The following is an 18,939-nucleotide window of genomic DNA, read 5'->3' on the forward strand; positions in this document are numbered from 1 at the left end:
CGTCGGTCACGGCTGCGTCGGTCACGGCTGCGTCGGTCACGGCTGCGTCGGTCACGAGCCGTTGGCCTGGGGGGACGCGGCGGGGCGGTACCGGGACTGCGCCGTGTGGAACTCCGGGGCCTCCCCGTCGGCGCGCACCGGGCGGACGAGGCCGACGCAGGAGAACGGCAGGCCGGGCATCTCCTCGACCGGCACGCCGCGCGCCTCGGCCAGGGCGAGCACGTGCGCGAGCTCGCCGGCCCGGCCGGGGGCGATCAGCACCCGCCACGGCACCCGGCGCAGCAGCACCCTGGTCGCCTCGCCGACGCCTGGCTTCACCATCGCCACGTCGGGGATGTCGTACCGCTCGGCGATCCGCTCGACGGCGGCCCAGCCCTCCCAGGTCGGGGCCCGGTCGCCGGCCCACAGCCGGGGCCAGGTCTCGGCGACCTCGTCGGCGACGTCGGCGAACCGGGCGACGACCGTCTCGACGAAGTGGCGGGACAGGTCGTGCGCCTCCAGGTCGCGGTAGTACTTCGCGCCGTGGAAGTCGTCCGGGCCGATGTGCTCGGCGTTCAGCACCGTCCGGCTGACCAGCCCGCTGACCGTGGAGTTCAGGCAGGCGCTGGGGATGAGGAAGTCGTCGCGGGTGCCGTAGAGCGGCACGCACCGGGCCGGGTCCGCGAGCACCGCCAGAGTGTCGTCGAGGCCGAGCGGGACGACCGTCTCGGTGAGCACCCGGGTCATCACGCCCTTGCCCGTCCAGCCGTCGACGAACTGCAGCGCGGCCGGGTCGTGGCGGGCGGTGAGGTGGCGGACCGCGTTGAGGTCGACGCCCCTGTCCTTGATCACCGAGATCGCGTAGTGCGGCACGTCGAGGCCGTARCGGAAGGCGTACCAGCGGCGCATCAGGATGCCGATCGGCGTGCCGGCCCTGGCGATCGAGACCAGAACCGGCGCGGGCTTCGCGACCCGGACCAGCTCGGAGACGAGGCCGGCGGCCAGCGCCACCCTGGTCGCCGAGCGCTCCAGGGCCTGGTGGTACAGCTCCAGGTAGCCGTCGTCCGGCTGGTACTCGACCGGCAGGTCCTCGGAGTAGTGCCGGCCGCGCTGCATGTCCTCCTCGCGGTCCTCGGTGGGCCGCTCGAGGGCGACGGCGGAGAGGTCCTTGAGCAGGAACGTGACGTCCGCCGGGTCATAGGAGCCGGAGCCGATCGTGCCAGGCAGGCCCGCGCCGGGCGGCGCGTCCGCTGGGACCGGGCCGGCGGCGGGCCGGCCGGCGGCCGGTGTCGCCGCGGTCGTGGCGGTCACCGGGCGCCCGCCGGGACGAACGACGGCAGCGTGACGACGGTGACCGGCGCGCAGCGGCGCAGTACCTCGACCATGCCGGCGGGGGCCGGGCCATCGCCCGCGGCCGGCGCGGCCGCGTCCGTGCCGTCGTCGACGACCACGACGATGTCGTCGTAGCGACCGGGCGCGACGTTGTAGACCTGGCTGACGCGACCGGGGTCGTCCGGCGCGGGGAACTCCAGCGCGCACCGGATCGCGTAGCCGGGCACGTCGAGCGGGTGCACCGGCGACCGGGTCGTCGACTGGTAGCGCACGTCGCCRCCGGTCACCCGGCCGAGCGCCGCGGCAAGCCGCATCGGGGTGTACATGAGCTCCTCCGTCCCCAGCACGAGCGTCCGCCCGCCCGGCTCGACCAGCCGGTCCGCGATGGCGGCGGCCACGTCCCCGACCGTCTCCTCGAGCGGCCCGCGATGGCGCGGCGCCCAGCCGTGCCGCCCGCCGTCGGGCAGCCCGGCCGGCCAGGGCGGGCGCAGCCACGTCACCCGCCCCGCCGGGCCCAGCCCGGTCAGCGCCGGGCCGCCGGGCGTGTCACCCACGTCGCCACCCAGGTCGCCGCTCGCGGGGGCGGCGCCGCCCGCCACGGCGCCATGGCGTTCCCGCAGCGCCCGGGCACGGTCGGCCACGTCGGGCGGCACCGCGACCGTCGCGGACACCAGCGAGACGACGTCGACGGGCACGCCCAGCTCGTCCGCCACCTCGTCGAAGCGCGCCCGCGAGGCCGCCGGCCGCGCGTCCAGCAGCGTCGCCACCGTGTAGGCGGGGCGCGGGGCGAGCGCGTGCAGCGCCCGGATCGTGCCGAGCGCCGTGTTGCCGGTGGACAGCTCGTCGTCGACGAGCAGCAGCGGGCGCGGGTCGGTCAGCAGGCGCGGATCGGCGGGCAGCAGCCAGTGGTGCACGGCGTGGGAGTGCGTCTCGGCGAGCTCCAGCTCGGAGCGCATCCCCGCGACCGCGCGGCGGGTGGTGTGCAGGTAGTCGGCGTCGGCGAAGCCGTCGGCCACCGCGTGTCCAAGGGCGGTCGCCGTCTCGCAGTAGCCGAGGACGAACGGCGCGCCGCCGGTGCGGCCGACGGCCGAGACGTCGCGCGCCCTGGCGGCGAGGGCGGCGGCCGCGGCGAGCGCGACCTCGGGCCGGACCGGCAGGTGCTTGCCGAGCACCCGGCTGACCAGCAGGTGGGCGCGGCGCGGGTTGCGCCGCAGCGCGAGGCCGACAATGCCGCCCAGCCCGGTACCGGTGACGTCCTCGGTCACCTCGGCCGCCAGTCCCAGCGCCGCCCACAGCCAGCCGTCGTCGTCCCCGTTCCCGGCCGGCGGCCATGGGCTCGCGGGAGAACGGTCCGCCAGGCCCGCGAGCGGGAAGCTGTCCAGCACTGGACCACCATCCGCGAATCGGCCGGCCATGGAACCGCCTGGCTCCGAGACGCCCACCACAGCGTCGCCGGCCCTCCCGGCCGCGGGTGCCGAGCCGCCAGGTGCCGAGCCGCCAGGTGCCGGCGGCGTCAAGCCGCCACCGCCTGGCTGGCCGCGAGCACGTCGACGAAGGTGTGGCCCTCGCGCAGCACCCCGAAGGCGGCGGCGCGCCTGGTCACGGTCTGGGCCCAGATCCGGTGCGGGCGCAGCTCGTTCATCTTGTTCGCGTAGCGGCTCGGCTGGACGCCGCCCGACTCGCCGGCGAGGACCGTCTGCGCGTCCTCGTACTCCTCGTGGGTCACGACGTAGAGGGCGTGGACGGCGGYGACATGGCTGGGATGGATGACGGTCTTGCCGATCAGGCCGTTCGCCCTGTCCAGCACGACCTCCTTGATCAACCGGTCGAGGTCGGCGGAGACGAGGTCCTGGCGCAGCGCGGGGCCCTGGACGTCCGGGTCCGCGAGGTCCGCCGTGGCGAACGGGGTGACCCGCAGCGTGCTGAGGAACAGCCGCTCGGGCTGGGCGAAGTACTCCCAGACCGGCCCCGTGACGACATGGTCACCGCCGCGGCCGCAGACGTTGACGATGTCGGCGATGCAGTCGCGCACCACGGCGATGTCGTAGATGGTCAGGTCGCGGTCGCGGCGCAGCCCGTAGAGCCCGGAGAGGTCCGTGGCGCCGAGGCGCACCGCCAGCACATGGTCGGCGTGCTTGTCGAGCAGGCGGCGCACGCCGAGCAGCGTCTCCAGCCGGGTCTCCCGGTAGATGACCTCCGGGCTCTCCAGCACGGGCATGGCCCACAGGGGACGGCCGATCGTGTCGCTGGCCCGCAGCACCGCCTCCAGCGCCGGTTCGCCGCTGTCCTCGACGAACTTCGGCAGCACGAAGCCGGTCAGCACGTCCGCCGCCGGGGCCGAGAGCCCGGCGATGAGGGCGGGGATCTGCTCGGCCGCGCGCACCCGCACGAACAGCATGCCGGGATGGTCACCGACGCGGGGCGGCTCGTCGCCCAGCTGGTTGAGGGCGCGCATCACGTTCGCCTGCGCCGCCGCCACCTCGTGGTCGGCGATCGCGTCCTCGAGGCAGAGCACCATCGACGCGACACCAGCGGCTGACTGGCGGCGCACGTCGTCCGCGAGCCGCGGCCGGGTTCCCGGCGCGTACAGCGTGGCGCCGAGTGCCGTCGCGACCATCCGCCGGTCGTCGTCGCGGGTGATCTCGACGGGCGGCAGGTGGAACAACGCGTCACTGGCCGCCGAGTCGAGGAAGGCGAAGTGTCGCACCGCAGCGGCTCCTTCTAGCTCGACGGGCCTCGCCACTGGGCGCGCGGCTCGGCGTGTTCCCGCCGGGATGCGCTCGCGCGCCGCCGGACCTGCGAGAACGTCCGACGCGTCGGAACGTACCTTCCAGAAGGGGTGGAACGCTGGGAAACGTCCTACTGATGTCTTTCAGACATTTGTCCGTAATGCCGCCGTTCCGTACCAAGCCGGCGCAGCCGATCACGGATCCGATCGGCATCCGCCCGGTCGCCATCCGCGACAACGCGACGATCACCGGATGACTACTCTCCGCGACGCCGCGACGTCGCCATACCCCTGGGAGCCGGTCCGCCGCGGGGCGGACCGGCTCGCAGGGTGGCGCGACCGCTAGACCCCGGCGTCCCAGAGCTTCTTGTACTCGGCGGACGAGTTCGGGTTCACCCCGCCGTTCAGGATCGTGGAACAGACGTTGTTCGGCATCGGGTCGTCGTAGTACGACTCGTAGCCCATGACGTCCTTGTTGGCGACGAACGCCTCCCACATCTTCTTGATGTAGAGCGGGTTGTCGCCGCCGGGGTCGCCGGAGCAGGACGTGACGCCCCACTCACCGACGGAGAGCTTCTTGCCGTGCTCCCGGGCGAACCCGGCCGCGTAGCAGAGCCCGTTCGGGTCGTTGCACTGCCGGTCGAACGTCGCCTCGTCGGGCGACGGCGGGAACATGTCGTACGGGTCGATCCCGATGTAGTCGACGTACTCGTCGCCGGGGTAGGCGGGCCAGGGCGTGCCCCCGTCCGGGACCGGCGAGCCGTGGGCGTTGAACGTCCAGTCGATCTTGACGTCCGGGTCGGTGGACCGGATCGCGCTCGCGACGTTCTGGAAGCACTTCACCCAGTTCGTCGGGTCGGGGTCGACGTGCCAGTACATGAACCAGCCGTTGAACTCCCAGCCGATCCGCACGATCGTGTCGGCGCGGTTCTTGCTCACCAGGAAGGCGCCGAACCGCTTCCACTGGTCGTTGTAGGCACCGGTCGCGCACTCGGCGTTGTTGCCGACGCCCTCCGGGTACAGCGGCTGGCTGATCACCAGCTTGCCGGGGAAGCTGGCGAAGTCGTTCACCGGCCAGTTCGGCTCGACGATCGGGTCCCAGCCCTGCTCACGGACCGTGAACACGTGGGCGAGGTCGACCTGCCGGCCTCGCCACGTGCCGAAGTCCAGGTAGGGCTGCAGCTCGTTCGCCGGATGGACACCCGACATCCAGGGAAGCCCGGACAGCTTGCCGGCGGTGTCCAGCTTGCTCGTCGTCTCGGGCGCGCCCGCGGGCAGGCTCGGCGTGATCGTCGGCGTCGGCGCCGGCGTTGGGGTGCCCACGGTCAGCTCACCGGAGGCCGTCCGCGTGCCCTGACTGGCGGTCACCGACACTTTTCCGGCGAAGCCGGCCGGCACCTGGAAGCCGAGCAGCACCCGGCCGTCGCCCCCGGCCTTCATGGAGGCCGAGCCGCCAAGCTGCTCGGTGGTCGCCTCGATCTTCACGTTCTGGCCGGGAAGGAAGCCGCGGCCGCCGACGAGCACGACGTCGCCGTCGAACAGCACGATCGCCAGGGTCGGCACGGCGGCCACCCCGCTGGTCTGCCCGCTCTGGTCGAGTGGTGCCGCGGCGGACGGGGAGGCGGCCGGCGGCGTGGTCGCCGGTGGGGTGGTGGTGGCCGAAGCGGCCGTCACGCCGGGCACCGTGAGTGTCAGCAGCGCGACGGCGAAGACGCTCGCCAGCGCGGCGAGCTCACGTCGGCGGAAGCGGCGCCGGTGGGAACGGCGCCAGGTGTGTCCGCCCGCCGCTACGGCGGGCATGGAATCGACGGCTCGCTGAACCGGACGGCTCGCCGGAGGGGACAGGCGACCGTTGTCTGCCAAGGCCATGCGAACGCGCTGCCTTTCGGTCGTGGCGGGCGAGGCGGCGACCGCGTGGCGCCGACTCGTCCTTCCGCCGTGGGTGTGGAGCACCCGGAGGTGTCGGCGCACGTCACGGGCAGCGGCGCGTGGCCCCGTCCCCTCCGGAGCGGCCGTAACGGCCCTCCCAAACGGCGCCCGCCACCGTGGCCCTGGACGACGTGCCGAATACCGGCGCACCCTCGGATACACGGCAATACTTGATCACAAGCATGGTAATCGCCACGCCCATGCGAGCGGCAGCGGCCATGGGAAAACACTTCCGGACATTTCGGGATGCCTGTCCGCATGTGCGCCGCGATTCCGGCAAAAGCTCGCCAACCGCCCCCGAAAATCAACCGGGAAGCTACGTCAGATCAACCATGGATCAACCATGTGGGCCACGTCAGTGCCCCGCCCTCGACCGGCCCTGGCCGCGTGCACCCCTCACGGCCCGCTCCCGCCCAGCCCAGCCCGTCTAACGGATCACGAGTGCGTCGTCCGGCGGGTGCTCGACCGTGACCGGGTCGTCCGCGCCGTCAGCCACGGGCAGCACCCTGATCCCCCAGGGCAGCAGGGCGCCGTCGAGACGGACCTCCATGGTCCGGGTGACGCGCTGCGCGGACGGCGCGAGCCGGGCGAGCGCCTGTCCCTGCGCGAGCTCCGCCGGCGGCAGCGTCCCGGGGCGGGCGACGAGCACCAGCTCGGGCACCGTGCCCCCGCTGCGGACCCTCACCCGCAGGACTCGCCGCCGCCAGCCGGCGCGGGTGACCGAGTAGGCCGCCCAGGGCTCCCCCGAGCCACCCTCCGCCGGCTCGTCGGCCGGGTCGTCGTCCGCGTCCTCGTCTGACGCCCCGGTCATTCCGGCGCCGTCGTCGAACCTGTCGTCGGGATGGCCCGTCGGCGATGGGCCGGTGTCAGGCCCGGTGAGGTCCTCCGGTGGCGACAGGGTCAGCTGGTCCTGGTACCCGGCGTGCTCCGGCATCCCGGCACCGTCACCGAACTGGCCGTCCGGACCGGCCGCGGCGAACAGGCCACCCTGCATCGCCGGCAGCGTCCAGCCAGGCCGCGGGGCGGACGCCGGGCCATTCGCGGGCGCGGGCCAGGCAGGCGCGCCGAGCGCCGGAAGGTGCCCATCCCAGCCAGCCGCGCCGCCCGTCGGAGTGGCGGGGATCCACGGCGGCAGGGCGGCCAGTCCCGCCAGGCCCTGAGGCGGTGCCGCCGGGCCCGCCCAGCCTCCCTGGCCCGGCCACGCGCCCGCGTCGGACCCGGGCGACGACGGCCCTGGCTGGTGCGACGGAACGGGTGGAGCGGACGGCATGGGCGCGGGAGGCGGCTCCTGGCCGGGCTGGACGAGCTGGCCGGGCTGGACGGGCGCTTCCGGCCGGGGCACGACAGGCAGTCCGGAGCCCGACGTCGGCGGGTTCACCATCGGCGGCAACGGCCCGGTGGGTGCGGCCTGACCTCGCGGCCCTGGCGGTACCCCGGGCCCGGCCGCCGGAGCGGGAGGCGGACCGGGGACCGGCGCCGAGGCCTGCCCCTGGCCCAGGGACGGCATGGGCGGCGGCGCTCCGGGCGCCGTGGCGCCTGGCGTCCCCGTCGGCGGCATCCCGGCAGGCGGCGGTACGAGCGGAACCGCCGGGGGCGGCGCCTGCGGCATCACGGCGGGAGACGGCGGCGGCGCGGCGCCCGAGGAGGACACCGGCGCCCCGGCGGGCACGGGCGCACCGCCCAGAGCGGCCGGCGGCCGGGCGGCGACCGGTGCCGTCGCGGGCGGCGGCATCGCGCCGGGCGGCGGCATCGCACCGGATGGCCACGCATGGCCACGCGCCGGTGCCATGGGCATCGCCGACGTCGCCGACGGGAGCAGCAGCGCGGCGCTGGCGGGGGACGGCACCGGCATGGCCCCGGTGGGAGCAGGCAACGCTCCGGTCGTGGAGGCGGGCGGCAGTGGCGTGAGGTAGGACGCCTCCTGCGCGGCCGGAGCTCCCGGTACGGCCATCGGGCCCGTGCCGATCCCGCCGGCCGGAAGTGGCACGGCGGGCGCCCGGGCGAGCAGCTCGGCGCCGGCGGACGCGGCACGCGGCTGGCCGTTCACCCGGAACACCGGGAAGCAGGACACGTAGTACGGCCAGCCATCGCGCGGCGCGGCGAGCCGCCAGCCTCCACCGCGCAGGGCGAGACCCGCGATGGTCACCGTCGCGGCCGAGGCCACGGGATCGTCCGGGCCGGTCGGCATCCGGTCGCGCCGCCAGAGCACCCTGGCCTCGGTGAGCCCAGGCGCGAGACGGAAGAACAGCACCAGTTCGTCGCCCCGGTCCTCGACGCGCAGCTCCGTCACCCCGCCGGGGGCCACATGCTGGACCGGCCGGCCGACGACACCCCTGCCGCCGAGAACGCTGACCGGGGTGTAGATCACCGGACCGACCGCGGCCGAGTCCAGCAGCCGGCCGCGCCGGCTCGCGCCGACGAGGCGGGCCGGACCCGTGGCGGCGCCCAGCGGCAGGTCGGCGTTCTCCGGCCCGAACGGCCCTGCCGGGGGGGATGGCTGGGTGGGGTACCGGCCGGTGGTCGGCGTGGCCGTGTCCGGCAACACGCCCGACGTGGCGTAGATCCGCACGTCCGAACCGGGAAGCGCCGTCCAGCGCAGCATGGTCTCGCCACCCGCGAACGCGACGGACAGGTCGAGGACCGGCCGCGGCCGCAGCGCCACCGCGACCGAGGTCTCCACACCCGGCGTACGGGCCGGCGAGCCGCCTCCCTCGACGTACTCCACCGACAACCGATAACGGTAGGTGACGCCTGGTTGCACGTCCGGATCGGTCAGCACCCCGCCGCTGACCCGGGTGTGCCGGACCGACCGGTCCACGTCCCGGGGCTCCCCGTCGCCGACCGCGAGCCCCGCGGTGGGCGGTCCGGCGCCCCCGTCGTCCAGCGCCTCCATCGGGTCGAGCTGCTCGACCGCCTCGACCGCCCGCTCGACGGTCACCAGCTGGACCGGGCCCTCCAGACGCCAGGTCAGCCGGACGCCGTCCGTGGTCTGCTGGGCCCGGAGCCCCTCGACGTCCCGGCTGAGGACCAGCGGCGCGGTCCGCGCGACCGGCGAGTGGCGGCTGCCGGAGACCGCCGTCACCTCGTAGTACACCGGCGTCCACGCGGGCGCGCCGGCATCGGTCAGCTCCATCGCCGTGGTGGTGCCCAGGGCGAAGCGGGCCGGCGGGGCGCCGAGCGTCCCGGCGACCACCCGGTCCACCCGGAACGACAGCGGCGTCGCGGTGTCGGCGGCCCGCCAGCGCAGCAGGACCGCCCCGGCGGCGCCCGAGGAGGCACCCCCGGCCGGCATCGCGGCCAGGTCGACCGGCGGCGCGAGCGGGAGCGCGGCCAGTGCCGCGAGGGCCTCCGGGCTGTCGGAGGCGCTGGCCAGCACGGCGACGAGCGCGGCCTCCCGCGCCGCCGGCGGCAACGCGAGCGCCGCGTCCACCCGTCGCCGGATCATCGCCTGGGCCATGGTCAGCTCTTCGAGGACCTCGGCGGCGCCTCGGCCGTCCGGGCCGGGCACGTCGGCCGCCTGCGCGACCAGCCAGCGCGCCTGCTCCAGCGCGGCCTCGGCCCGGCCCGCGGCACGGTCATCCGCGAGCGCCCGCCATCCCGCGTCGGCGGCGGCGAGCGCGGCGGCCACGCGCGCGGCGAGCTCGTCGCCGGCTGCGACGGCGGGGGCACCCACGGCGGCGAGCGCCGGCCGTGCCCGGCCGACCAGCTCGACCGCCTCGGCCGGCCGGCCGTCGTCGAGCGCGCGGCGGATGGCGGTGAGCGCCTCCGTCGCGTCCCTGGACTGGCGCAGGCTCTGCCCGCACTGCCGGCAGACGACGGCCGCCGCCTCGGTGAGTCGCCCGCAGGTGGGGCAGACGACGTAGAGATCCGTGTCGCAGTACCGGCAGACCCGGACCTCGCCGACCGGCTCCGGACGCCCGCAGCCGGGGCAGACGACGAAGTCGACCGTCGCGCCGGTGCTCACCGGGACGCCCAGGTCGCGGGCCAGGCCCAGCACGACGGATCTGACCTGGGCCGCCGACAGGCCACGGCCGGCGCCCAGCGTCCGGCGCATCAGGCCCTCGAAGGCGACCGCGGTGATCTCGCCGTCGAGCAGGACGTGCTCCTCCACCGCGGCGCGCAGCTCGTCGGCCGCGTCGGCGAGCAGGCCCGCGGTGTAGGCGGCCGGGTCGCCCTCCAGCAGGCGGGTGCGGACCAGCGCGAGGAGGTCCGCGGTGACCGTCTTCTCCCGGTCGTGCGGCCGGCGGGCGTTCACCGCCGCGACAGCCTCGTAGGCGGCCACGAGCCGCGCGGGCGGCCCGTCAGGCGACACCCCGAGGAAGGCCCACAGCGAGGCGGTCGAGGTGTGGTCGCCGCGGCGCAGCGCCCGCAGCTCGTCGAGCCGTTCCCGGATCTGGCCGCGCGCGTCGGCGGGCAGCGGCGCGACGCCCACCCCGGCGGCGTCGTCGATGAGCCGTTCCCTGGCGAGCCGCGCGTCGAAGCGCTCGCCGACCACCCCGGCCTGGGCGGCGAGGCGGCGCAGGCCCTCGACCCGGGAGATCGGGATGCCGCCGAACCGCTCGCGGACAGTGGCCAGGTAGCCGTCGACCTTGGCGAGCCGCTCGGTGTCGCCGTCCCGGCGAGCCTCGATGACGCGCTGGCGGGTCCGCTCCCGCGCCTCGGCGTCGCGCAGCGGCGCCTCCCACTCCGCCCGCCGGCGGACGAGCTCCGCGGCGAGCGTCGCGTACTTCGCCGAGCTGCGCTCCCGCTGCAGGAACGCGAGCACCCGAGCGAGCCTCGCCTGTACCTCGGCGTCGGTGTCGCCGCCCTCGGGATCGAGGTCGGCGACGAAGAACGGGTCGTCGAGCCGCAGCGGAGAGCGCGCGCGCAGCACCGCCAGCACCCGCTGGCGGTAACCGCTGCCATCAAACGCCGCGCTCACGCCTCACCTCATGTAACGCTGTGCCGAGCGAGCGGGCGCCAGCCGCCCCGTACATCCACCACCATCAGAACCGGACGGGCAGCCGCCCGACTGCCGGGCCTCGCGATCGCGCCGCCACCGTCAACCGGGCGACGTCACTCGACGGCACCAGACCGACGCCCCGGCGGCCGCTTCCATACGTCACCCAGGTTACGGACCGCCCAGACCGGCGATGCAACGGGTTTCTCCGTTTCTGGTTCGCTCTGTTTCTGGTTCGCTCCGTCCGGGCGCGGCGCTCCGCGGCCGTCCTCGCCTGGCGGCTCGGACGACCACTCCACGCCGCGTCCTCCTGCGCTCACGGGCGCTCCGGCGACCTCGCCGCGGCCCAACCCCGATCGCTTCGCTCCGGGGCCGGGCCTACGCGAGGCGCGCCTCCGCGCCCAGCACGGTCACCTTGCGCTGGAGCGTTCCGGAACCCGGCTGAGGGCCGGTGTTCGGGGACACCTCGCTGCGCTCGTGCCGGGGGTCACGGCCGGCCAGCGGCCGGACCCGGACTGGTGACGTCGCAGCGCAACGCCACCGGGCTGGCCCGAAGGCGCACCTCGCGGAGGCCCGGCCATGGAGCGCAGCGACCATGGCCGGGCCGCAGCGAGGTCGCCGAAGGGCACGTGAGCGCAGGAGGACACGGCGCGGAGGTCCCTTGGGAGCGAAGCGAGTAAGGGGCCGTAGCGCCGTGCCCGCACGGAGCGAACCAGAGATACAGCTACTCGCGGCGCTCGATGAGCTTGCCGACCTTCTCGGCCTCGGCGGTGCGCAGCGCCTCGCTGCCCACGCCGGCGGTGACCCGCAGCACCAGCGGCTCCGGGGTGCCCGGATGCGTCGCGCGTACCTCGATCGTCTGGTCGCGGCCCATCACGAAGCTCACCTCGACGGGCGTGCCCCTGGGATGGCCGGACGGGATGCCGCGCAGCGCGTCGGCGACKATGACCTTGTTGTCCTCGATGACGGGCGACGCGACCGCGGTGCCCTGCTCGAAGACCCGGATGTCGACCTCGGTCTGGTCGTCGGTGACGGTGTAGAAGGTCCTGGTCACCGAGATCGGCAACGGGTCGTTCTGGTGAGCGAGGAAGGCCGCCACCGGCCGGCCCCGGTCCTCGGCGAAGATCCCGAAGCCGCGCGACGTGACGTTGGTGACGGTGGTGCGCACGAGGCCGGCGACCGCCGCCGCCGGCAGGCCCACCTCTCCCGCCCGCTCGGCCGCCGCCGCCGCGATGTCCGCGTCCGAGGCAGCGGTGAGATCGTCGTCGGCCCCGATCCGCCCGGCCTTGACCAGGTCGTCGTGGACGGCGCGCTCCAGCGCCTTCTTCTGGCCGTAGACCGCCGCGCCCTTGGCGACGGCGAGATCCGGGTCGACCAGCTTGCAGACCAGGCCGAACTCCTCCGCGAGCCGCCGGGCGACCGCCGGCGACTTGCTCATGCCACCCACGAGCAGGCAGGTGTCGATCTTCTCGACACCCTTCTCCCTCGCCCGGCCCAGCACCGAGCCGGTGAGCTCGATGGTGCGGTCGAGCAGCGGCTTGGTGAGCTCCTCGAAGGCCGCCCTGGTCACCTGCACGCTGGTGCGCCGGCCGCCGTGCACCACGAGGACGTCGACGCTCTCCCGGCCCGACAGCGCGAGCTTCGTGTCCTCGGCGGACGTGAGCAGCTCCTGCTCGTCGTAGACGTCGTCGAGCGGGTCGCCGGCGTCGGGCTGCGCCTCGACGAACCGGCGGGCGAGGTGGCGGACCAGCTCCAGGTCCCAGTCGGCGCCGCCGAGCTCGTGGTCGCCGTCGGTGGCGACGACCGTGATGCCGCCCTCGCGCAGCCGGATCACCGTCGTGTCGAAGGTGCCGCCGCCGAGGTCGTAGACGAGGACGGTCGACTCCGCCTTGCCGTCCTGGGCGAACCCGTACGCGAACGCGGCGGCCGTGGGCTCGTTGATGATGTCGACGACGTTGAGCCCGGCGAGCTCGCCCGCGAGCTTGGTCGCCTTGCGCTCCTCGTCGCCGAAGTAGGCGGGCACGGTGATGACGACGTCGGTCACCGGGCCGCCGGTGGCCCGCTCGGCGTCCGAGACCAGCGCCTTGAGGACGAGGCTGGAGACGGCGGCCGACGTGTACTCGACGCCGTGCGCGACGAACCGCCAGTCGGACGTGCCCATGTGCCGCTTGACCAGGCTCGCCACGTCGTCCGGCCGGATGCGCAGCTGCCGCTTGGCCTGGGTGCCGACGACGAACGAGACCTGACTGTCGGCACCCTCGTCGAACAGCACCACCGACGGGGTGGTCGGCTGCGACTCGATGTTGCGGATCACGTCAGGCCGGCCGTACTCGTCCAGCCGCGCGATACACGAGTACGTCGTACCCAGGTCGATCCCGAAGACCTTGGCGCCCCGGGCGCCGTCACCCTCCGCCACGCCGCACCGTCCCTTCCGACGCCCCGCGCCCGTTACGGTCGCCGGCTCGCCTTGTCTATCCCTTTGTACCCAGCACGTCCCGGCCGACTGTCACCAACCCACCCGGCCAGCTCTGCCCCAAGTTCTACCGGTGGCGGTAGACCTCGGCCTCGGCGGGGCGCAGCACGGTCGAGGTGCCGCGGACGAAGCCAGGCCGGACGCCGCGGGCGATCGTGCGGTCGCGCGCCGGCTCGTCGGTCCCGATGCCGCGCAGCGCGAGGTGGCGCGTCGGATCGAACGGGCTGCCGGGCACGGCGATGTAGGGCCGCACGTCGGCGGTGATGTCGAGTACCTGCAGAAGCTGCTTGCGCAGGATCCCGGCGACGCTCTGCGGATCGTCCGCGCCGAGGCTGGACATCTGGTCGTGCAGCCTGATCAGGCCGCGCAGCAGCGGGGTCATCGCCTCGGTCAGCTCGCCCTGGCGCAGCCGGGTGTTCTCCTCGTGCAGCCGGTCAACCATCTCGACGTCGTGCCGGCGCAGCCGCGCGAGCTCGTCGACCCGGCGGGCGAGCACGCCCAGCTGCTCGACCAGGTCACCGGCGGCGCCACCCGGCGGCGTCGGCGGGCCCACGGCGAGCCCACCCGGCATCCCGCCGGCCACACGCTCGCCGCCAGGGGGCGTGAGGGGCCGCTGGGCGGGCGCGCCCCAGTCCGGGCCGCCGTTCGTCGGTTCGTCGACCGGGTCGTAGCTGTCGTAAGGGCCGCCCTCGAACGACGGCCGGCCGTCGATGGCCCCACCGGACCTGCCCGACATGCCTCGCGGGTTCGAGATCGGGGAGATGTCCACGGCGTTCCCGGCCGTGGGCTTGCCGCGTGCCCCGTCCGACGCCGACATGATCGGCAGCGTCGTCGGGGCACCGGGGCTCCCCATTCCGGGGAGCCCCGCCGCGTCGCCGTCGTCGTCCGGGCCGGCGCCCTGGCTCTGTCCGGACGGCCCGAGAGGGTCCAGCCCGGGAAACCAGCGGCCGGACCGCTCTCGACGGCGACGGGAGTGCGGCTCGGTCACTTCCGGCCCGGCGTCCAGTTCAGGCCCCAGTTGTACAGGGCGTCGAGCTGGCGATGGCCGCCGACGTACTTGACCTCCCGGCTGACCGTGAAGTCGCCGGCGCCGTTGTTCGTGAGCAGCGCGATCGCGCACATCCGGGAGCCGCCCGCCTTCTCGTCGAGACGGACCTCGATCGGCGCGCCCTGCGCCGGGGTCAGCGTCACGACCGCGTCGGCCTGGTCGAAGGACGCGACGCCCTCGTAGATGAAGGCGAAGATCAGGACCCGGCGGATGTTGGCCGCCTGCGCCAGGTTCACGTAGAGGTTCTCACCGCCGACCGCCGACCCCGTCCGGTCGTCGGCGTCCAGCACGACGAAGGGCGGCGCGTCGAACGACCCGAAGCTGTTGCCCAGGGCCTGCACCACGCCGGACTGGCCGTTGGCCAGCTCGAACATGGCGGCGAGGTCGAGGTCGATCCCGCCGTTCGCGCCGAGCACGCGCTTGAGGAAGCCGCCCTTCTGCGGGGCGGAGCCCGTGTTCCAGTTGAGGTTGACGTGCAGCCGCCCGCCGCCGCCCTGCTTGGAGAGCGACACGGAGGGGGCGGACTTGGTGAGGGTGACCTTGCTCAGGGACACGCCGGGCGCCGCGCCAGGCGTGTCGCTCGGACGCTTCGAGTAGTCAATTGCCATGTCCGCTCCTTTGCGGTGTCGTCCGCGGCGGCCCGTCAGATCGGGGAGTCCGGGGCGGCCCGGGGGCAGACCTCCCGGCCGTCACCGGCCCGACGACCCGCCAACCATTCTGCACAGCGGTAGAAGTGGTGGAGTGTGGTGGAGTATCGCCGTCACGGCCCTGCCCCGCGAGGGCTCCCACCCGGCCGCCCGCCCGGCCTGTGAACAGGCACGGGACGGATGGCCGATGGGAAGGCCGCGTCCTGCCTGACCGTTACCCGCCTTCTCGGGCGGCCGCGTGGTCAGTGCGCGGTCAGGACTTGGCGCCGACTGGTTCCGGCGCCTCCTGCTCGCCAGCCTCGTCGCCCTCGTCACGGTTCGCGTTGCGGTGTCGCATCGACGACAGCAGAGCGACACCGATGAAGGCGACACCGATCAGCCCGGTGACGATCTCGGGAACCTCGGTCTCGATCGACACGGCGAGAATGACGGCGAGCGCGCCGATCGCGTAGTGAGCACCGTGCTCCAGGAACACGTACTCCGACAGCGTTCCCTGCCGCACCAGGTAGACGGTGAGCGACCGGATGTACATCGCGCCGATGCCCAGGCCGGCGGCGATGATGAAGATGTTCTGCGAGATGGCGAACGCGCCGACGACGCCGTCGAACGAGAACGACGCGTCCAGGACCTCGAGGTAGAGGAAGAGGAAGAAGGCCGCCTTCCCCGTCGCCACGACCACGCCGCCACCCTTGGCACCGGTGGCCGCGACGGCACCCGGCTCCGCCGCGGTGTCGTCGTCGTCCTCGTCGGCGCCGATCCCCTGCGCCTCGAAGAACTCACCCAGACCGCGCACGGCCAGATAGGTCGCGAGGCCCGCGAGCCCGGAGACGAGGACCTGCTCGGTGTGGTCGTCGGAGAAGGCCTCACCGACGACGAGCAGCGCGACCAGCCCAAGCACCACCGGAATGACGTCGAGCTGGCCGGCCCTGCGCAGCGGCTCCTCGATCCAGCGCAGCCACTGGACCTCACGCTCGGAGTCGAACATGAAGTCCAGGAAGATCATGAAGAGGAAGATGCCACCGAATGCCGCGATCGCGGGGTGGGCGTTGTGCAGATGGCCGGCATAGGTGAACCCGTCGCTCACCTTGTCCGAGTTGACCGCCAGGTCGATGACCTGTACCGGGCCCAGGTGGGCGGTGAGCGCGACCACGACGATCGGGAAGATCAACCGCATCCCGAAGACGGCGATGAGCACACCCACGGTGAGGAACAGCCGCTGCCAGACTGGGCTCATCCGGCCCAGGATGGTCGCGTTGATCACCGCGTTGTCGAACGACAGGCTGATCTCCAGGACCGCCAGGATCGCCACGATCGCGGCGGCGTGCCAGCCACCGAGCACGCCAGCGCCCGCGACAACCACAGCGGTTATCGCGAAGGACCAGCCAAAGATCCGCAAGATGTGCACCAGTACCAGCACCTCCGCGGACCGGTCGAGGAATGTGACCGGCGGGCGCCCTGGCACTACGGCTCCGGTCCGCCGGAGTCCGCCGCACCGCCGTCACTGGCGCCGCCGTCTGTCGCGCCGGCCCGAGCGCCCGGCCGTCCGTCCGGGCTCGGCGGCGCCGAGTGGCTCCGGCGATCTGGTCACCGGCCGAACGACCTTCGACACGCTCGTGGTACTTGCGCGGCTCTCGGCATCGTAGCCAGCACCCCATGGACAAAGCTGACAAGCGGGCGACACGTCGCCAACAATCACCGTCCCGACCGGGATGGCCACTCTCGCAGCGGCGGCTCCACCGCGCGCCGCGGCACGCCTCGACGCGGGCACCGCCTCCAGGAATCCGCGTGTCAGCGGATCACTGGAGGCAGCACCCAAGGCCTGTCACGCGGCCGGACTGACCCTCTCGGCCGGCCACCGGGCTCCCGTCTCCGCCGATCGGCGGAGACGTCGGCCGCGGAGGATTCCAGACGTTGGACCTCTTGGACGTTGACGCCCTAGACGTTGACGCCGTAGTCCTGCGCGATGCCGCGCAGACCGGTCGCGTAGCCCTGGCCGACCGCACGGAACTTCCAGTCGCTCCCGTGCCGGTAGACCTCACCGAAGATCATGGCGGTCTCGGTCGACGCGTCCTCGGACAGGTCGTAGCGAGCGATCTCGGCGCCACCCATGTCGTTGACGATCCGGATGAAGGCGTTGCGCACCTGGCCGAAGCTCTGCTGACGCGCCTCGGCGTCATAGATCGACACCGGGAAGACGATCTTGTCGATCTCCGCCGGCAGGCTGCCGAGGTTGATCTTCACCTGCTCGTCGTCACCCTCGCCCTCACCGGTGAGGTTGTCGCCCTGGTGCTCGATCGCGCCGTCCKGGCTCTTCAGGTTGTTGAAGAAGATGAAGTACTGGTCGGAGAGCACCCGGCCGTCGGCGCGGCAGGCGATCGCGCTCGCGTCCAGGTCGAAGTCGCTCCCGGTCGTCGTCCGAGCGTCCCAGCCGAGGCCGACGATCATACTCGTGAGACCGGGTGCCTCCTTCGACAACGAGACGTTGCCACCCTTGCTGAGGCTGACTCCCACTGTGTTCCTCCCGCTGTCCGTGCGAACGGGGCTTCGGCGCCCCGAGCACCCTCGCCCCGGCTCGCTGCCAGTGTGATCGGCAGCCTATGCCCATAGGTGGGCAGACCGGACGCTCACCCGCCTGGGCGGCATCCGCCGGGACTTCTACGAGCCATACGAATGATGACGGCCCAGAAGTTCCCAACGCGGCCGGCGCGCCGATCCTTATTACCAGGGGCGCGTTCCTGGTCCGCCGTGTTGCCGGTTCGCTCCGCCCTCGCATCGCTCCCGGCCGCCATGGTCGAACCAGAGTTGGCCAGGAAGGTTGTTGCCGGTTCGCTCCGAAACAAGCCCCGGGGCGGGGCGGAAGGTCGCTGCCGGTTCGCTCCGTCCGGGCGGCGCGCTCCGGCCCCTTCACTCCCGGCCGAAGCGGTGGGCGGAGGTCGGACGGGGCCGGGCGGGAAGGTTGACATGGTTCGCTCCGTCCGGGCGGCGCGCTCCGGCCCCTTACTCGCTTCGCTCCCAAGGGACCTCCGCGCGCCGTCCTCCTACGCTCACGTGCGCTACGGCGACCTGCGCTGCGGCCCAACCACGTCGCTTCGCTCGTGGCCGGGCCTCCGCGCAGGCGCGCCTTCGCGCCAGCGCGGTTGCTTTGCGCTTGAACGTCGCCATCCAAGGCCGGGCCCGATCCGGGCCCGATCCGGAGCAGATCCTGGCGGAAGCCACTGATCAGGTGGGAACCACCCACGAGCGAAACGACGTGGGCCACGGGTGACGCGGCTGCGGGCTGGCGACGTTCAGCGGCACGCAACCGCGCTGGGCGCGAAGGCGCGCCTCGCGGAGGCCCAGCCCCGGAGCGAAGCGAACGGGGTTGGGCCGCAGCGAGGTCGCCGCAGCGCCCGTGAGCGCAGGAGGCGGACCTGCCAGATCGACTCCGCAAGCTCCGTCGATCCGGCAGGAACCCCGCGGCCCGGAGGTAGCCCGCGAGCCGCCAGGCGAGCGGGCTGCCGGAGGGCCGTGCCCGGACGGAGCGAACCAGCAACAACCTTCCCGACCAACCCCGGGCCGACCCCAGCCCCAACCCGAGGCTTGTCCGGCAGCGAACCGGCAGCGACCTTCCGCTCAGGCCCGAGACGCGTCCGCAGCGAACCAGCGGCAACCTTCCACCCCGGCCCGAAGGTGCTACTGGCATGTGTCAGCCGGGTTGGATCGGGGCTTGGGCTGACCGCCGCGAGGTGGCGGGGGTGGGAACTACCCGGCTGGGTGCCCGTCACGGCGGGGCGCTGCGCACATCTGGTGGCAGATACGTGGTTTCGTCGACCCAACCTGGGAACATCGACCACGGGCCGACCGACCCCACGGTGCGAACGCACC

General features: G+C 73.7%; 10 protein-coding genes. All 10 read right to left on the reverse strand.

Annotation, left to right across the window (positions count from 1 at the left end; all coding sequences use genetic code 11):
- Positions 1-51: 51 nt before the first annotated feature.
- Positions 52-1,206 carry a cysteine protease StiP family protein gene (locus BL253_RS20285; protein ID WP_076818772.1) on the reverse strand — a complete coding sequence of 385 codons (1,155 nt, stop codon included), beginning with the start codon at positions 1,204-1,206 and terminating at the stop codon, positions 52-54.
- Between the two features lie 80 nt (positions 1,207-1,286).
- Entirely contained in the window at positions 1,287-2,693 is a 1,407-nt protein-coding gene (locus BL253_RS20290; protein ID WP_420801699.1) for a phosphoribosyltransferase family protein, read from the reverse strand.
- Positions 2,694-2,824: 131 nt separating this feature from the next.
- Complete coding sequence (locus BL253_RS20295; protein WP_076818714.1) at positions 2,825-4,018, reverse strand: HpcH/HpaI aldolase/citrate lyase family protein; 1,194 nt, start codon at positions 4,016-4,018, stop codon at positions 2,825-2,827.
- A gap of 363 nt (positions 4,019-4,381) precedes the next feature.
- On the reverse strand, positions 4,382-5,839 hold the full coding sequence (locus tag BL253_RS20300) for a glycoside hydrolase family 26 protein (RefSeq protein WP_241834963.1): 1,458 nt from the start codon (positions 5,837-5,839) through the stop codon (positions 4,382-4,384).
- Between the two features lie 556 nt (positions 5,840-6,395).
- The gene (locus tag BL253_RS42365; protein ID WP_076818715.1) at positions 6,396-10,889 is read right to left on the reverse strand and encodes a hypothetical protein; all 4,494 of its coding nucleotides are present in this window, start codon (positions 10,887-10,889) and stop codon (positions 6,396-6,398) included.
- Between the two features lie 742 nt (positions 10,890-11,631).
- Positions 11,632-13,323 carry an Hsp70 family protein gene (locus BL253_RS20310; RefSeq protein WP_076818716.1) on the reverse strand — a complete coding sequence of 564 codons (1,692 nt, stop codon included), beginning with the start codon at positions 13,321-13,323 and terminating at the stop codon, positions 11,632-11,634.
- A 124-nt stretch (positions 13,324-13,447) separates the two neighbouring features.
- The gene (locus BL253_RS20315; protein WP_076818717.1) at positions 13,448-14,368 is read right to left on the reverse strand and encodes a hypothetical protein; all 921 of its coding nucleotides are present in this window, start codon (positions 14,366-14,368) and stop codon (positions 13,448-13,450) included.
- On the reverse strand, positions 14,365-15,036 hold the full coding sequence (locus BL253_RS20320) for a TerD family protein (protein ID WP_076818718.1): 672 nt from the start codon (positions 15,034-15,036) through the stop codon (positions 14,365-14,367). The genes BL253_RS20315 and BL253_RS20320 overlap by 4 nt, the downstream gene beginning before the upstream one ends.
- A 292-nt stretch (positions 15,037-15,328) precedes the next feature.
- Positions 15,329-16,480 carry a DUF475 domain-containing protein gene (locus BL253_RS20325; protein ID WP_076818774.1) on the reverse strand — a complete coding sequence of 384 codons (1,152 nt, stop codon included), beginning with the start codon at positions 16,478-16,480 and terminating at the stop codon, positions 15,329-15,331.
- A gap of 530 nt (positions 16,481-17,010) precedes the next feature.
- Entirely contained in the window at positions 17,011-17,586 is a 576-nt protein-coding gene (locus BL253_RS20330; protein WP_076818719.1) for a TerD family protein, read from the reverse strand.
- Positions 17,587-18,939: the final 1,353 nt, after the last annotated feature.

Source organism: Pseudofrankia asymbiotica, from assembly GCF_001983105.1.
In the GTDB taxonomy this organism is placed as follows: Bacteria; Actinomycetota; Actinomycetes; order Frankiales; family Frankiaceae; genus Pseudofrankia; species Pseudofrankia asymbiotica.